Source organism: Streptomyces sp. H39-S7 (assembly GCF_027158205.1).
GTDB lineage: Bacteria > Actinomycetota > Actinomycetes > Streptomycetales > Streptomycetaceae > Actinacidiphila.
Map to the genome: position 1 here is coordinate 25,377 of NZ_JAPVLU010000048.1, position 17,127 is coordinate 42,503.

Here is a 17,127-nt window from a genome sequence, read left to right on the forward strand (position 1 = left end):
CCTACGGACGAACCCGCCGCGGGGAGCCGGATCCCGTCACAAGGGCGGGGTCCGGGCGCCGGAGCGCGAACGCACCGCTTCCGTGAACTCCTCGAGGGTCTCCGCCAGCAGTTCCGCGCCGCGGTACACCGTGCGTTCCTGGTGGGAGTTGCCCGCCGGCCCGTCGAGGGCGGCTCGGACCGCGTCCCACCGCGGCACCGCCCCGTCGCGTACCGCCTGCGCCGATTCGGCGACGGCGGCCCGGAGCACGCCGGCGAACTCCGCCGCGCCCACCACGGGGTCGGCGGTACGTCCCGGCAGATGGGCTTCCATCAGCATGCCCACGCGCCCCATGGCCGCGAGCGCCGCGTCGGCGTCCTGCGCGGCCCGGCGGGACAGCCCGCGGTGCCGGATCGGCTCGAAGTCGGCCCGCTCGACGGCCTGGTCCCACGTGGCGCCGGCCGCGCGTGATTCCAGCAGCGCCTCCCGCACCGTCGACGCGCGTCGGCCGGCCGGATCGGCGAACCCCTCCAGCACGGCGGCCGCGTACCAGGCCGTGGTCTCCAACCGCTCCGCGAGCCGGTCCCGCAGCCGCGGTGTCTCCCAGGCGGGGAACACGGCGTACGCGGCCATCGCCAGCAGCCCGCCGACCAGTGTCAGCAGGACGCGTTCGGGAACCGTCTGGGTCCACAGGCTGCCGCCCATTCCCAGCAGCAGCACCGCGTACGCGGAGACGCAGGCCTGCGCGACGGCGTAGCTGGTGCGCATCAGCAGGTACATCAGGCTGACGCAGAGCACGGCGAGCCCGGCACACAGATAGACGCCCGGTGACGCCGTCTGCATGATCGCGGTGGCGACGGTCACTCCCACCAGCGTCCCGGCGAAGCGCGCCGTACCGCGCGCGTAGGTCTGGGAGAAGTCCGGGCGCATCACCATGACCGAGGCCATCGGCGCCCAGTACCCGTGGCCCAGGGGCAGCGCCGTTCCGAAGAGGTAGCCGACCGAGGCGACCGCCGACATCCGCACCGCGTGCCGGAACACCGGCGACTCCCAGCGCATCTCCCGGTGCAGGGCCCGCGCCGCCAGCGGTACCAGCCGGGGCAGCGTGGGGCGCAGCAGATGCGCGGACTCGGTGGCGTCCGCGGGGCCCGAGCCGTTGGCGCTCTCCACGGCGGCACCGAGCAGGCTGATCAGCCGGGCGGCGGCCCGCCGGGCCGCACCGGTCAGTTCCGCCTCCGGTTCCGGGACCTCCAGAAAGGCGTCGACCTGCTTCGGCAGCTTCACCGGCTTCGCGTGCCGGATCGCTCGGGCCACCGCGTCCAGCGTCGTGGCGGCCGCCGCCAGCAGCTCGCGGGCCCGGTCGCGTTCCGGGCCTTCCGCCGCGGCGCCGACCGTGGGGTCGGCGAGCGATGCCAGCACCGGCCGGATCCGCTCGGCGATGGCCCGCTTGCCGTGCAGCTGCTCCGGACGGCGCCGAGCCTCCCACGGCGTCACCTTGGCCGCGCTGCGGGCCGTCATCAGCGGCTCGGGATCGAACGGGGCGTGCGGATCCTGCCGCAGCCGCCGGGCGTAGGCCGCCTCGGCGGCGAACGCCTCGGCGAGGGCGTCCCGTTGGGGCCCCCAGCGACGGATGGGGAAGATCACGATGAGCGCCGCCTGCACCACACCGCCGAAGGCGATCACCGCGGCGTTTCCCAGGGCCCCCAGGACGGAGGTCGGCAGCGTGACGACGACGAGCATGACGCCGACGGTCTGGGCCGCGACGATGCCGGACGTCGGGCCGAGCGACCACGTCATCCCGGCCAGGAAGGCCCACGCGGCCAGCAGCGTGACGAACAGCAGCAGGTGGGCGCCGGCCAGGTACCCGAGGAAGGTGCTGACGGCGAGGCCGGCGCCCGCGGCGAGGGCGAGCGCCGGTCGGGAGCGCCAGCTGCGCTGGAAGGTCGCGGTGCCCGAGGCCAGGGCGCCGAACGCCGACGACGCGGCCACGGTGGGAGTGGACAGCCACAGGGCCAGTCCGATGACGATCGCGACCCCGGCCGCACCCCGTACCGCGATCAGAGGCTCGAGCCGGGTCCGCTCGACCCGCAACCCGGAGCGGCCCGTCTCCTTCAGCGCGCGCAACCAGGTCATGATCCAGAGGATAGGGGGAAATGCTAGAAAAGAGGCTTTTCATGCCAAAGGCCTGCGCTCGTGTGCGTAGCCTCCAGGCCGATGGGTAGGCGCGGGCAACAGCAGCGTCGGTAGCGACGACAAACCGACAGAACGACACAGCGACACGAGGCGAAGGAGAAGTGCATGGCCCATCCCGACCTGACAGTCATCCGAGCGAGCGTTCCCCCGGTACCCGACCCCCAACCGACGCCGCCGGGGCCGGATCCCGTGCAGCCGGACCCCGTCCCGCGCCCGGTGCCGCAACCCGGCCCGGGGCCCATGCCGCCCGGCCCGCCGCTGCCGGGTCCCGGGCCGGCGCCGGGTCCCGAGCCGGTGCCCGATCCGGCCCCGCTCCCCATGTGAGACGTTCGAACCGGCACTCGAACTGACCGGAATACACGTTCCGCCGGCATCCCCCTGCCGCGCGGGGCGTGGCTTCTGGTTCAATAGGGCCCATGGCCAGCCCCAGTGACATCGCGACAGGTCGTACCGACCTTGAGCCCTTCTGGCCGTCCCGGCAGGGACACCACTTCGACCGAGAGTGTTGCCGCGCGATCGCCGCGCGGACCCGCACTCCTCGCTGACCTGCGGACAACGGCCTCCGGCCGTCGCCGTCAGCAGTACGGATTCCGGTACCGCGCAATACGTCGTCCAACGACCCTTCGCGCGAAAGAGCCGAACCCATGTCGAACACCCAGTCCCTGAACCACTCTGCCGTCAGCCTCTCCCAGCAGTCCGCCGCGGGCACCACCACCCCGCTCCGGTCGCGGCTGCGTGCCGTGCGGCCCGACGAGGTCCCGCCCGCCCCCGACTTCCTGCCGCCCGGCGCCACGTGGCTGCCGGCGCCCGGCCATGTGCTGCCGTCCGTCCCCGGCCAGCAGCGGATGGTCGGCTACCTGGTGCTCGTTCCCGCGGAGGTGGGACCGGTCCCGGTCGAGGCGGTACCCGAACCGGAACCCGCGCCCGATCTCGGCGCCCGGGTACGGATCGACACCGAGCGGCGCACGGCGGCGGTCGACGGCCGTCCGCTCGACCTGACCTACCTGGAGTTCGAACTCCTCGCCCACCTCGTCGCCCATCCGCACCGCGTGCACTCCCGCGACCAGCTCGTCACCACGGTCTGGGGCTACGGCCACGTGGGCGACGGCCGGACCGTCGACGTGCACGTGGCGCGGCTGCGCCGCAAGCTCGGCGCCGAGCACCGCGGCAGCATCGTGACCGTGCGCCGGGTGGGCTACAAGTACGCGCCGGTGGCGGCTACGGCACTACGGTGACCGGCCACCGTCCGGCCTTGACCAGCCGGATGGCGACCGAGCCGACGATGCGGTGCCCAGCCTGCTCGGAGGCGCCGACCACCACGGCGTCGGCCGTGAGCGAATCGGCCGCGGTGACCAGCCCGTTGTAGGGGTCGCCGCGGAAGGTGTGGAACTCCCAGCGCATGGCGTATGTCCCCTGGAGCCGCTCCGCCGACCGGCGGATCTCGGCCTCCAGCTCGTCGGCGACCTCGGTGGTCACCTCGCCCACCGGGGCGCCGAGGAGCGCGCCCGTGACGATGAGGGGCTGTACGTAGACGACGGCGAGCAGCGCGTTCTGCCGCCGCGCCAGGCCGGCGGCGTAGGACACCGCCCGCCACGAGGATTCGGAGCCGTCCGCTCCGACGACGATGACCTTGGGCCCGTCCGTTCCGCGCTCGAAGGGCGCGGGCTCCTTGTCCACCACTCCTCGAGGCTAGCCCCCGCCTCCCCTTCCCGCCGGGGCGCCCCCCGCTTCCTTGATCACCCGAATGGCCGCATTGCCACGACACGCGGGCTTTTGCGAGGCAGGATTTCGGTGAGGAGTCCGGACAGGACCTGCGGTCCTGCGGCTCCCCGGGGCCGCCGACGTGCCGCCCGCATCTTAGAGCCAGCAGCCAAGCCGACCTGACGGCCGGCAACGGGGAGGTTTGCGATGCCCAGGGTGACCACCAGCGTGATCGTGTCGATGCCGGCCGCCGAGGTCTTCGACTTCCTTGCCGACGCCCGCAACCTCTCGCTGTGGAGTTCCGGCGTCGCCGGAGTCGACGGGGAAGCCGTACCGCCGGGGGTCGACGCCGAGTACCGCTACCGCTATCCGGGACGGCACCGCGAGCACCGGCTGGTGTGCGCGGGCTACGAGCCCTGCCGGCACATCGTGTTCCGGGGCCAGCGCATGTGGAACCCGCTGGGCACGCAGATCCCCGAGTACGGCTTCGACTTGATACCCCACGGGGGCGGCACGCTGGTCCGGCTCTCCGTGCACAGCTCGCTGGCGGCCGGTATGGCGCTGTTCTCGCCGGTCGTGGCCATGGCCTGGCGGCGGGATCTGCCGGTCGACGCCCGCAAACTGAGCGAGGCGCTCGGCGGCCTGCAGGTCAGGCCGCGCGCGCTGGAGGCCGTGCGCCCGCCCGAGTCGGCCCCGCCCGCTTCCGAGCCCTTCGACTACGCCCCGACCGCCCGAGCGTTCTGGCCGGGCGTCGGAGCCTAGGAACCGCACATCGCGGAATCGGGGAACCCGATGCGGTCGAACATCACTCCTTGAGTGTTAAACTATGTAGGAAGGGTGGCGGGAAACCACACCTTTCCCCTGAGTTGCCCCGGCCCGGTCCCCCCGTCCTGGCCGGGGCTCCTTTTGTTTCCGGGCGGCCGCCGCGGGCGGGCGGGCCGTGCACTTTGCGCCATCTTCACGCCACAACGCGAAGGTGGCGCGGGATCCGCTCCCACGCCACCTTCGGACTGCCGCTGCCGATCTAGTCGATGCTCCGCAGGATGTGCGACTCGGCTGTGTCGTCCTCGTACCCCGCCAGCTTGATCGGCGCGGACCGGGCCCAGACATCGAGGTTGCGCACTTCCTTCAGCGGCGGAGGCCACTCACCCAGTCCGGGTGTGGCCTGGTTACGCTGCTTGGTCTTCTCGGGTGTCACCGCGCACTCCATTTCCTTCGAGTGAACCGGATGCGCCGACGCGGCCTACGACCGGGCGTCGGACACCCGGTGGGGCATGTGTATCGAGCAAGTGCGGACGCGGTGGCGCCTGGTGCGGAGCCGAAAGAGCGGCCATGGTGGGTGGACGCTTTTCCGGACAGGTTCTGCGGGCTCTGGTAGGTGCCCGGTGATCCTGTTCGTTCCGCTCAGAGTAAGCCCGCCGACCGGTTGTCACCAGCCGATTTCCTCCCTGGGTCACCCCTAAGAGAACCCCAGTACACATGCGCGCCACTCAAGGGCACCTCAAGGGTTGTGCGGGCCCCGGGCGCACGCAGAGGGGATTCGACCCCGCCGCGCGGGGGCCGGGGGAGCGGTTGCTACCGTGCCGGGTGCTCCGAAGCAAGCGATCCGAAGAACCGGCGGAACCCCTGGAATCCCAGGAGACCGCATCCGGCACGGCCGCCACCCCGCCGCCCGCCCGGACCCCCCGCCGTACCGGTCGCGTGCTCGCGGACCTGACCCCCCTGCGCCAGTTCCCGCACTTCCGCCGGCTCTGGTTCGGGAACCTGGTCTCCTGGATCGGCCAGCAGATGACCGCCATGGCGGTCTCCCTGCAGGTCTACGCGATCACCGGTTCCAGCTTCTCGGTCGGAGTCGTGGGTCTCTGCTCCCTGATCCCGCTCGTCATATTCGGGCTCTACGGCGGCGCCATCGCCGACGCCGTGGACCGCCGGCAACTCGGCCTGGCGAGCGCCTGCGGCGCGACCGTCCTGTCCGGCGTGCTGGCCACGGCCGCCCTGCTCGACCTGCGGCAGGTCTGGCTGCTGTACGCGATCGTCGCCCTGCAGTCCGTCTGCTTCGCCCTGAACTCCCCGGCCCGCTCGTCGATGATCCCGCGCCTGCTCCCGCCCGAGCAACTGCCGGCCGCCAACGCCCTGGCCTCGCTCGCCGGCGGCCTGGGCACCATGGCGGGCCCGATGCTCGGCGGCGTCTTCGTCGGCCTGTGGGGCTACCAGGCCGCCTACCTGATCGACGTGGTCACCTTCTCCGCCTCTCTCTACGCGATGTGGCGACTGCCCGCGATGAGCCCGGAACGCGACGCCTCGAAGACGGCGGACACCCGTCGCGGATGGGCCTCCGTCCTGGACGGACTGCGCTTCCTGGCCGGCCGGCCCAATCTGCGGATGACCTTCTTCACCGACATGGCCGCGATGGTGCTCGCCCAACCACGGGTGCTCTTCCCCGCCATCGCCGTCATCTGGTTCGCGGGCGACGCCAAGACCGTCGGCCTCCTCATCGCCGCCCCCGCCGTCGGCTCCCTGCTCGGCGGCCTCTTCTCCGGCTGGCTCGGCCGCATCCACCGCCAGGGGCTCGCCGTCCTGATCTCGGTGGCCTGCTGGGGCGCGGCCGTCGCGGTCTTCGGCCTCACCCGCAACCTGTGGCTCGGCCTGTTCTTCCTCGCCCTGGCCGGCTGCGCCGACACCGTCTCCATGGTCTTCCGCAACACCATGCTCCAGGCGGCCGCCCCTGACGACATGCGCGGGCGCCTCCAGGGCGTCTTCATCGTCGTCGTCGCGGGCGGCCCCCGCCTGGGCGACTTCCTCGCCGGCTCGGCCGCCGACCTCTTCTCCCCGACCACCGCCATCGTGGGCGGCGGCCTGGCGTGCATCGCGGTCGTCGGCGTTCTGGCGGCTCTGCAGCCGCGCTTCGCTCGCTACGACGCGCGGGATCCGGTGGCGTGACGGTTGAGCTGGGCGCTCAGCGGCCCTGCGTACCGCAGGCGCGGGCCGCGGTGGACAGGTAGGCGGTGCTCTGACCGCTCGCAGCCGGCTTCGTCGAGATCCGGACACCCCATTTCTGGTCGCAGTTGAGCCCGTCGAAGGTGTACTCCCCGCTGAACGTGAACGTCTCGGAGGGCCCGTCCGTCGCTATGGGCGTGCCGTCACTGTTCGCGTCGTACCAGGTGATCGTGATGGTGAAGGGGCCGGTGCTGCCCTTGCCGATGGTGAAGGAGGCCGACGCGCCCGCCCCACCGGATGCCCCGAACTTGTCGACCGAGGCGGATGTGACCACTGCTGGCGGCGGCTTCGACGTAGTGGGTTTCGTCGTCGGAACCGTCGTCGGCGGCGTAGTCGGAGTCGTCGTCACCGGCGTCGTCGGCGGGGTCGTCAGGGTGGTGGTCGTGCTGTCCGCCGGGGTCGGCGTCGTGGACGTCGACGCCGACGTGCTCGCGGTGAGGCTCGGGCCGACCGTCGCGCCGCCCGGTGGCGTGGTGGTGCCGGCCGGCCCGCTGGTGTCGATGGACGGCGACGAGGCCGAGGGCGGGGCCGACAGGCCGCCGGTTCGGTGCGGCGCGGTGCCGTGGCCGCCGAGGGCGACGACCGTGCCGGCTGCGGCGAGGCCCAGCAGGGCGACCGAGCCGGCCACCAGGGCCGCTCCGCGCCCGCGCGGCAGCCGCCGTCTGCCGTGGCTCAGCGGCAGGCCCGCGCCGACGCCCTGGGCGGGCGGGGCGGGTGGCGGGGGCGCGGCGTCGCCGGGCGCGCTCGGCGCGACCAGGGCGATGAGCGCCCGGCGGCCGCGGCGCTCCCAGTCCGGGCCGTACGCGATGCCGGCCGCCGCTTCGAGTTCGACGAGGAAGGCGGCGGCGCTCACGGGACGTTCGTCGGCGTTCTTGGCGAGCCCGTGCCCGATCAGCGCCCGCAGTTCCTCGGGGGCGCGGTGGTCCGGGATCGGCGCCGTGATGTGCTGGACCGCCAGCTCGGCCATGGTCGCCCCGGTGTACGGGCGCTCGCCGGTGAGGCACTCGAAGAACGTCGCGGTCGCCGCGTAGACGTCGGTGGCGGGGGACGCCGGCTCACCGCGCCACTGCTCGGGTGCCATGTAGGGAGGCGTGCCGGCGCTCGGGGCGTCGGCGCCCTGCCGGACGGCGATGCCGAAGTCCACCAGGGTGGAGACGCCGCTGGTGGAGACCATCACGTTGCCGGGTTTGTAGTCGCGGTGCACCACCCCGGCCGCGTGGGCGGCGGCCAGGCCGAGCAGCGACCCCTTCAGGACGAGGAGCGCCGCTTCGGGGACGGCGGCGCCGTTCGCCCGCAGCATCGCCCCCAGCGACACGCCCTCGATGAGCTCCATGACGATCGCCGCGCCTTCGGGCGCCTCCACGTAGTCGTAGACGCGCACCACGTGCGGGGAGTCCAGTTGCTGCAGGAGCTGGGCCTCGTAGCGGAAGCTGCTGAGGAGGCCGGGCCGGGCCCGGCTCTCCTCGTTGAGGTACTTGACCGCGACCTCGGCGCCGCTGCGCTCGTCGACGGCCAGGACCACCTTGCCGCTGCCACCCGCTCCCAGCACGCGCAGCGCGCGATAGCCGGGAAGGGACCACTCGGGCTCTGACCGTCTGACATCGCGTGGGTCGGTCATCGTCGGGCGCACCTCGTCGGATCGGACGGGCTCCGGCGCGGGAATTCCGCCGAACTACCGGTTGATGGGTGGACGCCTGTACGCAGCCGGTGGTTGCACGGGAGCGTGTTCGATTATGGAGTACGGTCCGGCGCCCTGTCCGGCGTTCGGGGGACGAGCCGGTCGGCGCTCAGCCGGCCTGCACCGCGGCGAGCTGCTCCGTCAGAACGTCGGTGGACACGAAGGAGAGGCCGGCCAGCGCGACGTGCTTCCAGCGCACGGTGCCCTCACCGTCGAGCAGGAAGACCGAGCGGCGCAGGCCGAGGCCGGGGACGGCGATGCCGTAGGCCTTGGCCACGGTGCGCTCGGTGTCGGCCAGCAGCGGGAAGCCGAGCCGGTGCTTGCGGGCGAAGGACTCGTGGCTGTCCAGGTCCTGCGGGCTGATCCCCCACACGGTGGCGCCCAGGCCGGTGAAACGGTCCAGGTCCGAGGTGTAGGAGCACAGCTGCTTGGTGCACACGGTGGTGTCGTCGCCGGGGTAGAAGACCAGGAGCAACGGGTTGCCGCGCTGCTTCGCGAGCGCGTAGTCGCCCCGTGCCGCCGCGACCGCGCTGTCCTGGCTGTCCTGGCCGAGGACGAGCCCCGGCAGGGTGAAGTCGGGGGCCGGCGTACCCACTGCGGGCTGCTTGGACATGTGCGCTCCCTTGTCCTCGGCGCCGGCGCCGCCCGGCGGCGGGACGCGATCACCGTGTTGCGCAGATCGTAGGGCCTGCCCGGTCGCACGCCGACGGCCGGGCAGGCCCTACGGTGTGCCGGGATCAGCCGCAGGTGAGGCGGGGCAGTGCCCAGTCGGCGTGGTCGGAGGTGTTGCCGTTCCCGCCGTCGGTGACGACGAGCTTCAGCTCCAGACCGCCGGTGAGGTCGGCCGTCAGATGCTTTGCCGCATCGCTGACGGTGACCAGGCCGCTGTCGGCGACCTTGGTGCCGTCCCGGTAGATCTGGAAGACCACCGAGCCGTTGGTCGCCGACTCGTCGTCCACGCCGGCATCCGTCGTCAGGGACGTGCAGGTGCCGCCCAGGTAGTAGATGGCGGTGCTGGCGGCGTGGGTGCCCAGGCCCTTGGCGTAGGTGGTGCCGTTGACGGTGAGGGTGCGTCCGTCACCGGCGGCCTGTTCGCCGTTGCTGCGGTCGCGCTCGACCGGGCCCCAGCCGTTCACCGCCGAGGTCCAGTTGAGGTCGCTGAGCGCGCTGGTGCCGGCCGCCGGGCCGCTGCCGCAGGCCAGCTTGGCGTCGGCCCAGTCGGCATGGTCGTAGTTGATGCCGTCGCCGCCGTCGGTGACGACCAGCTTCAACTGGTTTCCGCCGGTCAGGTCGGCGGTCAGATGCTGGGGACCGTCGTTGGCCGTCCGCACCCCGCTGTCCGCGACCTTGGTGCCGTCCCGGTAGAGCTGGAAGATCACCGTGCCCGGACTGGACACCTCGTCGTCCACACCCACGTCGACGTTGACCGAACGGCACTTGCCGCCCAGGTAGTAGCTGATCTCGCTGGGGGCGTGGGTGCCCAGGCCCTTGGCGTAGGTGGTGCCGTTGATGGTGAGGGTGCGTCCGTCACCGGCGGCCTGTTCGCCGTTGCTGCGGTCGCGCTCGACCGGGCCCCAGCCGTTGGTCGCCGATGTCATGGGCAGATCGCTGAGCTGGTTGATGCCGGTCGGTGGCGGGACGGGGCTGCCGGGCGTCACCCGGAACATCACCGTGCCGTGCGCGGGGACCGAGGCGCTGATCGTGCCGGTGGTGGAGCTGGTCTGCTTGGACCACAGGTCCTTGAGTGCGTACGAGGACGCGCCGCCGATACCGGCCGCCTCCGCGGTCGTCGAGATCGTCTGCGCGGAGCCGCTCTCGTTGGTCAGGGTCACCGACCGGTCGCCGCCGGCCAGCGCCTTGGTCATCACGACCTTTCCGCCGGAGTTGGACACCACGGTGCCCTGCTTGCCGAGGCTGTCCTGGTCGACGGCGATGACGTCGGTGTTCTTGAGGATGGCGAGCGTCGCCGCGCTCGCGCTGCGGAGATCGCTGCCGATCAGCAGGGGCGCGGCCATCTGCGACCAGAGGCTGAAGTGGGTGCGGTACTCGGTGTCCGTCATCCCGCCGTTGCCGACCTCGAGCATGTCCGGGTCGTTCCACGCGCCGGTCCTGGCATACGGGGCGAGCGGCTGGTTCTGGTGGGCTATACCGATCATGCTGGACCAGTTGTCGCTGATGTCTCCGGTGGTGCGCCAGGAGTTGCCGACGTTCGCTGCCCAGTTCCAGGGCTGGTTGGAGCCCCATTCGCAGATGCTGTAGAGGATCGGGCGGCCGGTGGCCTTCAGGGCGTTGCCCATCGCCTTGTACCGGGTCTGGGCGTCCGCCCCGGTGTTGTTGCAGTTGTCGTACTTGAGGTAGTCGACACCCCAGGACGCCCACAGATTGGCGTCCTGCTGCTCATGGCCGAGGCCGCCGGGGAAGCCGAGGGTGTCGCAGGTCTTGGTGCCGGCGCTGGAGTACAGGCCGAACTTGAGACCCTTGGAGTGCACGTAGTCGGCGACGGACTTGATCCCGTTGGGGAAGCGCGCCGGGTCGGGGACGAGGTTGCCCGAGGCGTCACGGTTGGGCAGCGCCCAGCAGTCGTCGATGTTGACGTAGTTGTAGCCGGCGCTCTTGAGGCCCTGCGAGACGAAGATGTCGGCGATCCCCTTGACCATCGCCTCGTTGAACTCCGCCCGGCAGTGGGTCGAGTTCCAGTTGTTGAACCCCATCTGCGGGGTCAGGGCAAGGCCGTTGTCGACGGCCGCTGCGGGTGCCGCCGTGGCCAGTTGCACGGTCACGGCGGCCGTGGCGGCGAGTGCGCCACCTCCGGTGACGAGTGCCAACGAGGCGGCCAGGGCCGCCAAACGCTGTCTGATGGTGTGACGTTCGGGCTGCATGTGCGGCTCCATGGGGGTAAATGGCGCACAATTCAACGGGGTCGAACGAAAGCAACCACATCACAGCGGTACTGACTGGACATGTCAAGAAGTTCGACCCGGAAGCGTCCTGCGCTTCCGGGTCGAGGGCCTGGTCCACAGGACCGGTTTCGCTACGGCGACGGCAGTACGCACACCACGCCGGGCGCGGCGAACGGCCGCCCGGCCGACGTCAGTTTCCCGGTGGTGGTGTCGACATTCAGGACGGTGACGGTGTTCGACTTCTGGTTGGCGGCGAAGAGCAGCAGGCCCGTCGGATCGAAGGCGATGTGCCGGGGGAAGTCGCCGCCCACCGGCACCGTGTCCAGCAGCCGCAGTGTCGCGCCGGCGGACTCGACGGCGTAGCGGGTGATGCTGTTGTGGCCGCGGTTGGCGAGGTACGCGAACGCTCCGTCGGCGGAGACCAGCAGTTGCGCCGGATAGCTCTTGGTACTCCCGGTCCCGGTGGGCTGGGGTGCGCCGGGGGTCAGCTTCCCCGTGGTGGCGTTGTAGCCGCAGACCACGACGGTGTTGTCCAACTCGTTGGCCACGTAGGCGAACGTGCCGCCGGGGTGGAACGTGAGCGAGCGCGGACCCGCTCCGGGCCGCAGGGTCGCGAAGGAGACCTGCTGCAGGGTGCCCGCCGTCTCGTTGAGCTTGTACGTGTACACGGTGTCGTTGCCGAGGTCGACGGCGAGGACGAACCGGCCGTCCGGGCTCGTGAGGATCTCGTGGGCGTGCGCTCCGTCCTGCCCGGGTCCGGGCGGCGGGCTGCTGTGCCGTACGAGAGCGGTGCGCGCGCCCAGCTTCCCGTCCTGGCCGATCGGGTGCACGGCGACGCTGCCCGAGTCGTAGTTCGCGCTGAGCAGGTGGCGGCCGCCGGGGTGCACGGACAGGTGACAGGGTCCGTCGCCACCGGTGGGCCGCGACCCCAGGACCTTCGGCGCGCCACCGCTGCCGCCGTGCAGGGCGATGGCGGTCACGGCGCCCGGCGAGCGCTCGTTGACCGTGTACAGCGTGTCGGCGGACAGGCCGAGGGCCACGAAGGACGGATCCCCGACACCGGTCACCACTCCGGTGGACGTGATCGCGCCGGTCGTGGGCTCGTACGTCGCCAGCGCGACGCCCTTGGCGCCCCCGCTCACGGAGGTGTACGTGCCGAGATAGAGCGGCTTGGGTCCGGCGGCGGACGGCTTCCGCGCGGTCCCCGCCGGCAGGTCCGCCCGCGCGGTCGCCTCGGGGGCGCACCCCAGGCCCACCGTGGCGGCCGCTGCCGCCGCCGCGGCGCCGAGCAGGCCCCGCCTGCCCATGCCTGCGTTGTCCTCCACGCGACACACCTCCCGATACTGCGTTGCCGGTCCGCTGCTGTGCGGTGCTCCAGGGGAGCAGAGTCCGTCGTCTGTCGCAACGCGTGTTGCGCGTGGTGCAACGAATTCACCCGCGCAGATCGTGAACCGGCCATCCGCGGGTTGCCGTCCGCAGGTCCCGTGTCCACCCGGGCGTTCGTGACGGACCAGGTCGCACGGGGTGTGGGTGGCAGCGGGACGGCTATCGGACGGGGGTGCGTTCCTGCCAGCCGTGCAGCGAGATCCGCGGGCCGTCGTCGAGGACGCAGCGCAGGGCGTGGCCCGTACTGGGCACCATCCCGGGGAGGTCGCCGGTGTCGAACCAGCGGACGGCGGAGTGCTTCTCCGGCTCGTTGTTGACGGGCTCTCCCGACCAGTCGTGAGCCGCGAAGACGACGGTCAGGAAGCCGTTGGGGGATTCGACGCCCCAGGCACCGTGGATGACATGGGCGAGGCGGAGCGCCGACGGGTCGACCACGAGGCCCGTCTCCTCACGCAGTTCGCGCGCGGCCGTGTCCGTGACGGGCTCGCCCGGCTCGCTCTTGCCGATGGGAAGGTCCCACTTGCCCTGGCAGTACTTCGCCCCGGGACCGCGCCGCAGCAGCACAACCCGCCGCTTCCCGGGATCGTGGACGACCACGGCGGCCGCGAGCAGGGTCATCGAATCCAGCGCGGGTGCGAGCGTGCGGTCGGTGTCGGCGGCCGAAGGACGGGTCACGGGAGTCCTCTCGTCGGTGATGCGTCGGCCCATTGTGCTGCAGGCCCCGGCCGGTGGGCGTCGGCTTCACGCCCCGTGCGAACGCCGCGCTCCGGCGCACGGTGTTCGCACGGTGACGCGCGGGGCGGGAAGCGGGAAGCTGAGGCAGTCCCGATCCTCCCGTGGAGCAGGCGAAAGGAGCACGGTGAAGGCACTGTCCGTGCATGCCCGGCCCGGCGTTGCGCGGACTCGAGAAGCGGCGCTTCAGCGGGCGTTCGCGCCATTCGCCTCCCAGGCGCCGTCAGACGCCGTGATGCCGTCACGACGTCCCACCCCGCCCCGAAACCGAGGCGGGGCGGGGTGGCGTGCGCGCACCCGGTCCTCCGGGCGGGCGCCCGGGGGACGCCCGCTCGGAGGACCGCGCTGCTCAGAGGACCGCGCTGAGGAACTCGCGGGTGCGGCTGTGCTCCGGGGACTCGAACAGCTGGTCCGGCGGGCCGGCTTCGAGGACGTGGCCGTGGTCGAACATCATCACTCGGTCGGAGACGTCGCGGGCGAAGCCCATCTCGTGCGTGACGCACAGCATGGTGATGTCGGTGCTCAGGGCGATGTCCCGCAGGACGTCGAGCACACCGGCCACGAGCTCCGGGTCGAGCGCGGACGTCACCTCGTCGAGCAGGAGGATGTCGGGCCGCATGGCGAGCGCGCGGGCGATGGCGACGCGTTGCTGCTGCCCGCCGGAGAGCTGCGTCGGATGGGCGTCGCACTTGTCGGCGAGGCCCACCAGGTCCAGCAGCTCGCGGCCGCGTTCCGCGGCCTCGTCGCGGCTGAGACCGAGGACGTGCACCGGCGCCTCCGTGACGTTCTCCAGCACCTTCATGTTGGGGAAGAGGTTGAACTGCTGGAAGACCATGCCGATCCGGCGCCGGCGTTCTCGCAGGTACCTCTCGTTCGCCGGCACCAGTCTGTCGCGGCCTCCCGGCATGTGGGAGAAGGGCTCGCCGTTGACGTGGATGGTGCCTTCGGTGACGCGTTCGAGGGTCATGAGCAGCCGCAGGATGGTGGTCTTGCCGGAGCCGCTCGGCCCGATCAGCGTCACCCGCTCGCCCCGCCGCAGCCCGAAGTCGAGCTGGTCCAGGACGGTGTGGTCGCCGAACCGCTTCACCACCCCCTCGAAGCGGACCATGTCCGCGACCGCGGAGCCGGTTCCGGTGTTGATGTCTTCCTTGGGGCCGGTGTCACTGAGCAAGGCGCTTCTCCAGTCTTCTCATCAGCATCGAGGTCGGGTAGCTCGCGACGAGGAAGATCGCGGCGGCGAGGGTGAACGCCTCCAGGTAGGCGAAGTGGACGCTGCCGTACTCGTTCGCCTCATGGACCATCTCCTGCACGGTGATCACCGACAGGAACGGCGTCTCCTTGAACATGGAGAGCACGTAGTTGCCCAGGGCCGGAACGACCTTGCGGACCGCCTGCGGCAGGATCACCGCGCGCCACACCCGGCCGCGCGGCAGCGACAGCGCGACCGCCGCCTCCCACTGCCCCGGGGGCACGGCATCGATGCCGGCGCGGTACACCTCGGAGGTGTACATCGCGTAGTGGACGCCGAGGACGGCGATGCCGAGGGTCAGCGGGTCCAGGCCGGGAACGAGCACCCAGACGGCGAACAGCTGGATCATCACCGGGGTCGAGCGGACGAACTCCACGACGACGCGGACGGGAACGGTGACCCAGCGGGTCGGGGCGCGGCGGAGCACGGCGATCAGCAGCCCGAGCACCATCGCGACGACGGATCCGAGCACCGTGGCGAGCAGGGTGATCCCGAAGCCGTGCAGGACCACGGGCAGCCCCTCACGGGCGGTGTGCCAGTCCCACATCACACACCACCCGCCCTTGCGGCGCTGCCGTCACGAGTGGTGACCCCCGTGGACGGCGGTTTGAGGACGTGCCGCAGTCCGCCGCCCTGGCCCAGCCGGGCCTTGGCCACCGCCTCCAGGGCGTTCATCATCAGCGTCAGCGCGTAGGCGAGCACGAAGTAGATGACCAGCAGCGTCACGTACGCGGCCGCGGTGTTCCCCGTCGACGAACGCAACTGGTCCATCTGGAACGTCAGATCGGAGATGGTGATCAACGACAGCAGCGGCGTGCACTTGAGCAGTTGGATGAGCAGGTTGTTGAACGGCGGGATCATCTGCACCCAGGCCTGGGGCAGGATCACCCGGCGCATCCGCTGCCGAGGGCTGAGGTTGAGCGCTACGGCCGCCTCCCACTGCGCCCGGGGCACGGCGTTCAGCGCCCCGCGCACCACTTCGGAGCCGTACGCGCCGTAGTTGAACCCGAAGGCCAGGACGGCGCAGGCCAGCGGCTCAAGTTTGAAGCCGAGGATCGGCAGCGCGAAGAACAGCCAGAACAGCTGGACGTACAGCGAGGTCCCGCGGAGGAATTCGACGACCACCCGCGACAGCCCGCGCACGAGCAGGTGCCGCGAACGGGACATGAAGCCGAGGACGAAGGCGAGCACGAGGGCCAGCGACGCGCTGAGCACGGTGGCCTGGAGGGTGACGAGGACACCCTGCCACAGGCTCGGCAGGGACCGGGAGAACTGCGTGAGGAAATCGCTCATAGGGCTCGCCCATCACGCCTTGCACAGATCGGCTGTCCGCAGGGTGGCCGGCGGTACCTCCTGCTTCGTGAAGCCGTACTTCCCGAGCAGCGCGACGTAGTGATCGGGGTCGCCGGTGATCTTCTTCAACTGGCCGTTGAAGGCGTCCCGCAGCGAGGTGGCGTTCTTACGGAAGACCGCTCCGCCGGGGCTGTACTGCTTCTTGCCCTTCACCTCCGGTACGAACGGTTCGAGCACCTCGACGTCCGCGCCCTTGTTCGTCTTCGCGAGCCAGCGCAGGGAGATCCCCGTCAGGGCGAAGGCGTCGATCCGTCCGGCGACCAGCGCGTCGAGCCCGTCCTGCTGCTTGGCCAGCGACTTCACCTTGGAGTCCCCGACACCGGCTCCGGCGGCGTACCCGGCCTCGACCGCCGCCGTCAGCACTCCGACGGTGGCATCCTTCGCGGCGCACGAGGCCAGGTCGCTCAGACCCTTGGGATTGCCCTTGCGCACCATCAGCGCGGTGGGGGAGACGAACTCCGGTTCCGAGAAGACAACCTTGTCGCACCGCTCCGGCGTGATCGCCATCCCGGCGCTGACCACGTCGAAGCGGTCCGCCGCCAGGCCAGGGATGAGGGCGCCGAAGTCCGTGAGGGTGGGGCGGAGCTCCGCGATCCCGAGCGCGGCGAAGATCTCCTGGTGGAGCGTCGGGGCCTCACCGGCCAGCGCGGTGCCGTCCTTGAACCCGTACGGTGCCTCACCGGCGAACCCGACCCGTACGTACCCCTGCTTCCTGAGCTTCGCCAGCAGGTCGCCCTCGCCCTTCGGCGCTCCTGTGCCGGTCTCGGTGCGGCTGCACGCCGTGAGCAGCCCCGGTACCACCGCCAGGCCCGTCAAGGTGGTGGTACCGAGCAGAAAGCCTCTGCGGGAGAAGGCGCTGCGCTGCGACATGGATGGTCCCTTCGATCACGTGCGCCACCTGGTGCGTGACGCCACATGAGGGCCGCCCCTACCCGCCAACACCGTTTGCATTCAGGGAA

At 71.4% G+C, this 17,127-nt stretch carries 15 protein-coding genes; 3 read left to right on the plus strand and 12 right to left on the minus strand.

The window, feature by feature from the left end; genetic code table 11:
- Positions 1 to 36: 36 nt before the first annotated feature.
- Positions 37 to 2,112: an FUSC family protein gene (locus O3X23_RS34510; protein ID WP_269276452.1), complete on the minus strand. Its 2,076-nt coding sequence runs from the start codon at positions 2,110 to 2,112 to the stop codon at positions 37 to 39.
- Between the two features lie 704 nt (positions 2,113 to 2,816).
- On the opposite strand from O3X23_RS34510, the gene O3X23_RS34515 reads away from it, so the two are divergent.
- Positions 2,817 to 3,407: a winged helix-turn-helix domain-containing protein gene (locus O3X23_RS34515; protein WP_269276453.1), complete on the plus strand. Its 591-nt coding sequence runs from the start codon at positions 2,817 to 2,819 to the stop codon at positions 3,405 to 3,407.
- Here the strand turns inward: O3X23_RS34515 and O3X23_RS34520 are convergent.
- Positions 3,391 to 3,852: a universal stress protein gene (locus O3X23_RS34520; protein WP_269276454.1), complete on the minus strand. Its 462-nt coding sequence runs from the start codon at positions 3,850 to 3,852 to the stop codon at positions 3,391 to 3,393. The genes O3X23_RS34515 and O3X23_RS34520 overlap by 17 nt on opposite strands.
- A gap of 228 nt (positions 3,853 to 4,080) precedes the next feature.
- Between O3X23_RS34520 and O3X23_RS34525 the strand changes: the two genes are divergently transcribed.
- Entirely contained in the window at positions 4,081 to 4,635 is a 555-nt protein-coding gene (locus O3X23_RS34525; protein ID WP_269276455.1) for an SRPBCC family protein, read from the plus strand.
- A gap of 262 nt (positions 4,636 to 4,897) precedes the next feature.
- Here O3X23_RS34525 and O3X23_RS34530 read toward each other — a convergent pair whose 3' ends face one another.
- Complete coding sequence (locus O3X23_RS34530; RefSeq protein WP_269276506.1) at positions 4,898 to 5,071, minus strand: hypothetical protein; 174 nt, start codon at positions 5,069 to 5,071, stop codon at positions 4,898 to 4,900.
- 281 nt (positions 5,072 to 5,352) lie between these two features.
- On the opposite strand from O3X23_RS34530, the gene O3X23_RS34535 reads away from it, so the two are divergent.
- A complete protein-coding gene (locus O3X23_RS34535; RefSeq protein ID WP_443048062.1) occupies positions 5,353 to 6,813 on the plus strand; it encodes an MFS transporter in 1,461 nt (486 codons plus the stop codon).
- A gap of 16 nt (positions 6,814 to 6,829) precedes the next feature.
- Here the strand turns inward: O3X23_RS34535 and O3X23_RS34540 are convergent, their stop codons facing one another.
- The 9 genes from O3X23_RS34540 to ehuB form a co-directional block, all read right to left on the minus strand.
- A complete protein-coding gene (locus O3X23_RS34540) occupies positions 6,830 to 8,488 on the minus strand; it encodes a serine/threonine-protein kinase (RefSeq protein WP_269276456.1) in 1,659 nt (552 codons plus the stop codon).
- 169 nt (positions 8,489 to 8,657) lie between these two features.
- Positions 8,658 to 9,161 carry a peroxiredoxin gene (locus O3X23_RS34545; RefSeq protein ID WP_269276457.1) on the minus strand — a complete coding sequence of 168 codons (504 nt, stop codon included), beginning with the start codon at positions 9,159 to 9,161 and terminating at the stop codon, positions 8,658 to 8,660.
- A gap of 124 nt (positions 9,162 to 9,285) precedes the next feature.
- The gene (locus tag O3X23_RS34555) at positions 9,286 to 11,427 is read right to left on the minus strand and encodes an NPCBM/NEW2 domain-containing protein (protein WP_443048063.1); all 2,142 of its coding nucleotides are present in this window, start codon (positions 11,425 to 11,427) and stop codon (positions 9,286 to 9,288) included.
- Between the two features lie 152 nt (positions 11,428 to 11,579).
- Positions 11,580 to 12,755 (minus strand): lactonase family protein, encoded by a 1,176-nt coding sequence (locus O3X23_RS34560; protein ID WP_269276495.1) that lies wholly within the window; start codon positions 12,753 to 12,755, stop codon positions 11,580 to 11,582.
- Positions 12,756 to 12,993: 238 nt separating this feature from the next.
- Entirely contained in the window at positions 12,994 to 13,542 is a 549-nt protein-coding gene (locus O3X23_RS34565; RefSeq protein WP_443048064.1) for an NUDIX domain-containing protein, read from the minus strand.
- Between the two features lie 373 nt (positions 13,543 to 13,915).
- Positions 13,916 to 14,674, minus strand: a complete 759-nt coding sequence (gene ehuA, locus O3X23_RS34570) for an ectoine/hydroxyectoine ABC transporter ATP-binding protein EhuA (RefSeq protein ID WP_269276500.1) — start codon at positions 14,672 to 14,674, stop codon at positions 13,916 to 13,918.
- 52 nt (positions 14,675 to 14,726) lie between these two features.
- Complete coding sequence (gene ehuD / locus O3X23_RS34575; RefSeq protein ID WP_269276458.1) at positions 14,727 to 15,362, minus strand: ectoine/hydroxyectoine ABC transporter permease subunit EhuD; 636 nt, start codon at positions 15,360 to 15,362, stop codon at positions 14,727 to 14,729.
- A complete protein-coding gene (ehuC, locus tag O3X23_RS34580; RefSeq protein ID WP_269276459.1) occupies positions 15,362 to 16,108 on the minus strand; it encodes an ectoine/hydroxyectoine ABC transporter permease subunit EhuC in 747 nt (248 codons plus the stop codon). The genes ehuD and ehuC overlap by 1 nt, the downstream gene beginning before the upstream one ends.
- Positions 16,109 to 16,120: 12 nt before the next feature.
- Positions 16,121 to 17,038 (minus strand): ectoine/hydroxyectoine ABC transporter substrate-binding protein EhuB, encoded by a 918-nt coding sequence (gene ehuB, locus O3X23_RS34585; RefSeq protein ID WP_269276460.1) that lies wholly within the window; start codon positions 17,036 to 17,038, stop codon positions 16,121 to 16,123.
- Positions 17,039 to 17,127: the final 89 nt, after the last annotated feature.

Coding starts and splice junctions, on each gene's coding strand:
- O3X23_RS34510 (WP_269276452.1), bottom strand. CDS start 2,112: ATGACCTGGTTGCGCGCGCTGAAGGAGACGGGCCGCTCCGGGTTGCGG.
- O3X23_RS34515 (WP_269276453.1), top strand. CDS start 2,817: ATGTCGAACACCCAGTCCCTGAACCACTCTGCCGTCAGCCTCTCCCAG.
- O3X23_RS34525 (WP_269276455.1), top strand. CDS start 4,081: ATGCCCAGGGTGACCACCAGCGTGATCGTGTCGATGCCGGCCGCCGAG.
- O3X23_RS34535 (WP_443048062.1), top strand. CDS start 5,353: ATGCGCGCCACTCAAGGGCACCTCAAGGGTTGTGCGGGCCCCGGGCGC.
- O3X23_RS34540 (WP_269276456.1), bottom strand. CDS start 8,488: ATGACCGACCCACGCGATGTCAGACGGTCAGAGCCCGAGTGGTCCCTT.
- O3X23_RS34545 (WP_269276457.1), bottom strand. CDS start 9,161: ATGTCCAAGCAGCCCGCAGTGGGTACGCCGGCCCCCGACTTCACCCTG.
- O3X23_RS34555 (WP_443048063.1), bottom strand. CDS start 11,427: ATGCAGCCCGAACGTCACACCATCAGACAGCGTTTGGCGGCCCTGGCC.
- O3X23_RS34560 (WP_269276495.1), bottom strand. CDS start 12,755: ATGGGCAGGCGGGGCCTGCTCGGCGCCGCGGCGGCGGCAGCGGCCGCC.
- O3X23_RS34565 (WP_443048064.1), bottom strand. CDS start 13,542: ATGGGCCGACGCATCACCGACGAGAGGACTCCCGTGACCCGTCCTTCG.
- ehuA (WP_269276500.1), bottom strand. CDS start 14,674: ATGGTCCGCTTCGAGGGGGTGGTGAAGCGGTTCGGCGACCACACCGTC.
- ehuD (WP_269276458.1), bottom strand. CDS start 15,362: ATGTGGGACTGGCACACCGCCCGTGAGGGGCTGCCCGTGGTCCTGCAC.
- ehuC (WP_269276459.1), bottom strand. CDS start 16,108: ATGAGCGATTTCCTCACGCAGTTCTCCCGGTCCCTGCCGAGCCTGTGG.
- ehuB (WP_269276460.1), bottom strand. CDS start 17,038: ATGTCGCAGCGCAGCGCCTTCTCCCGCAGAGGCTTTCTGCTCGGTACC.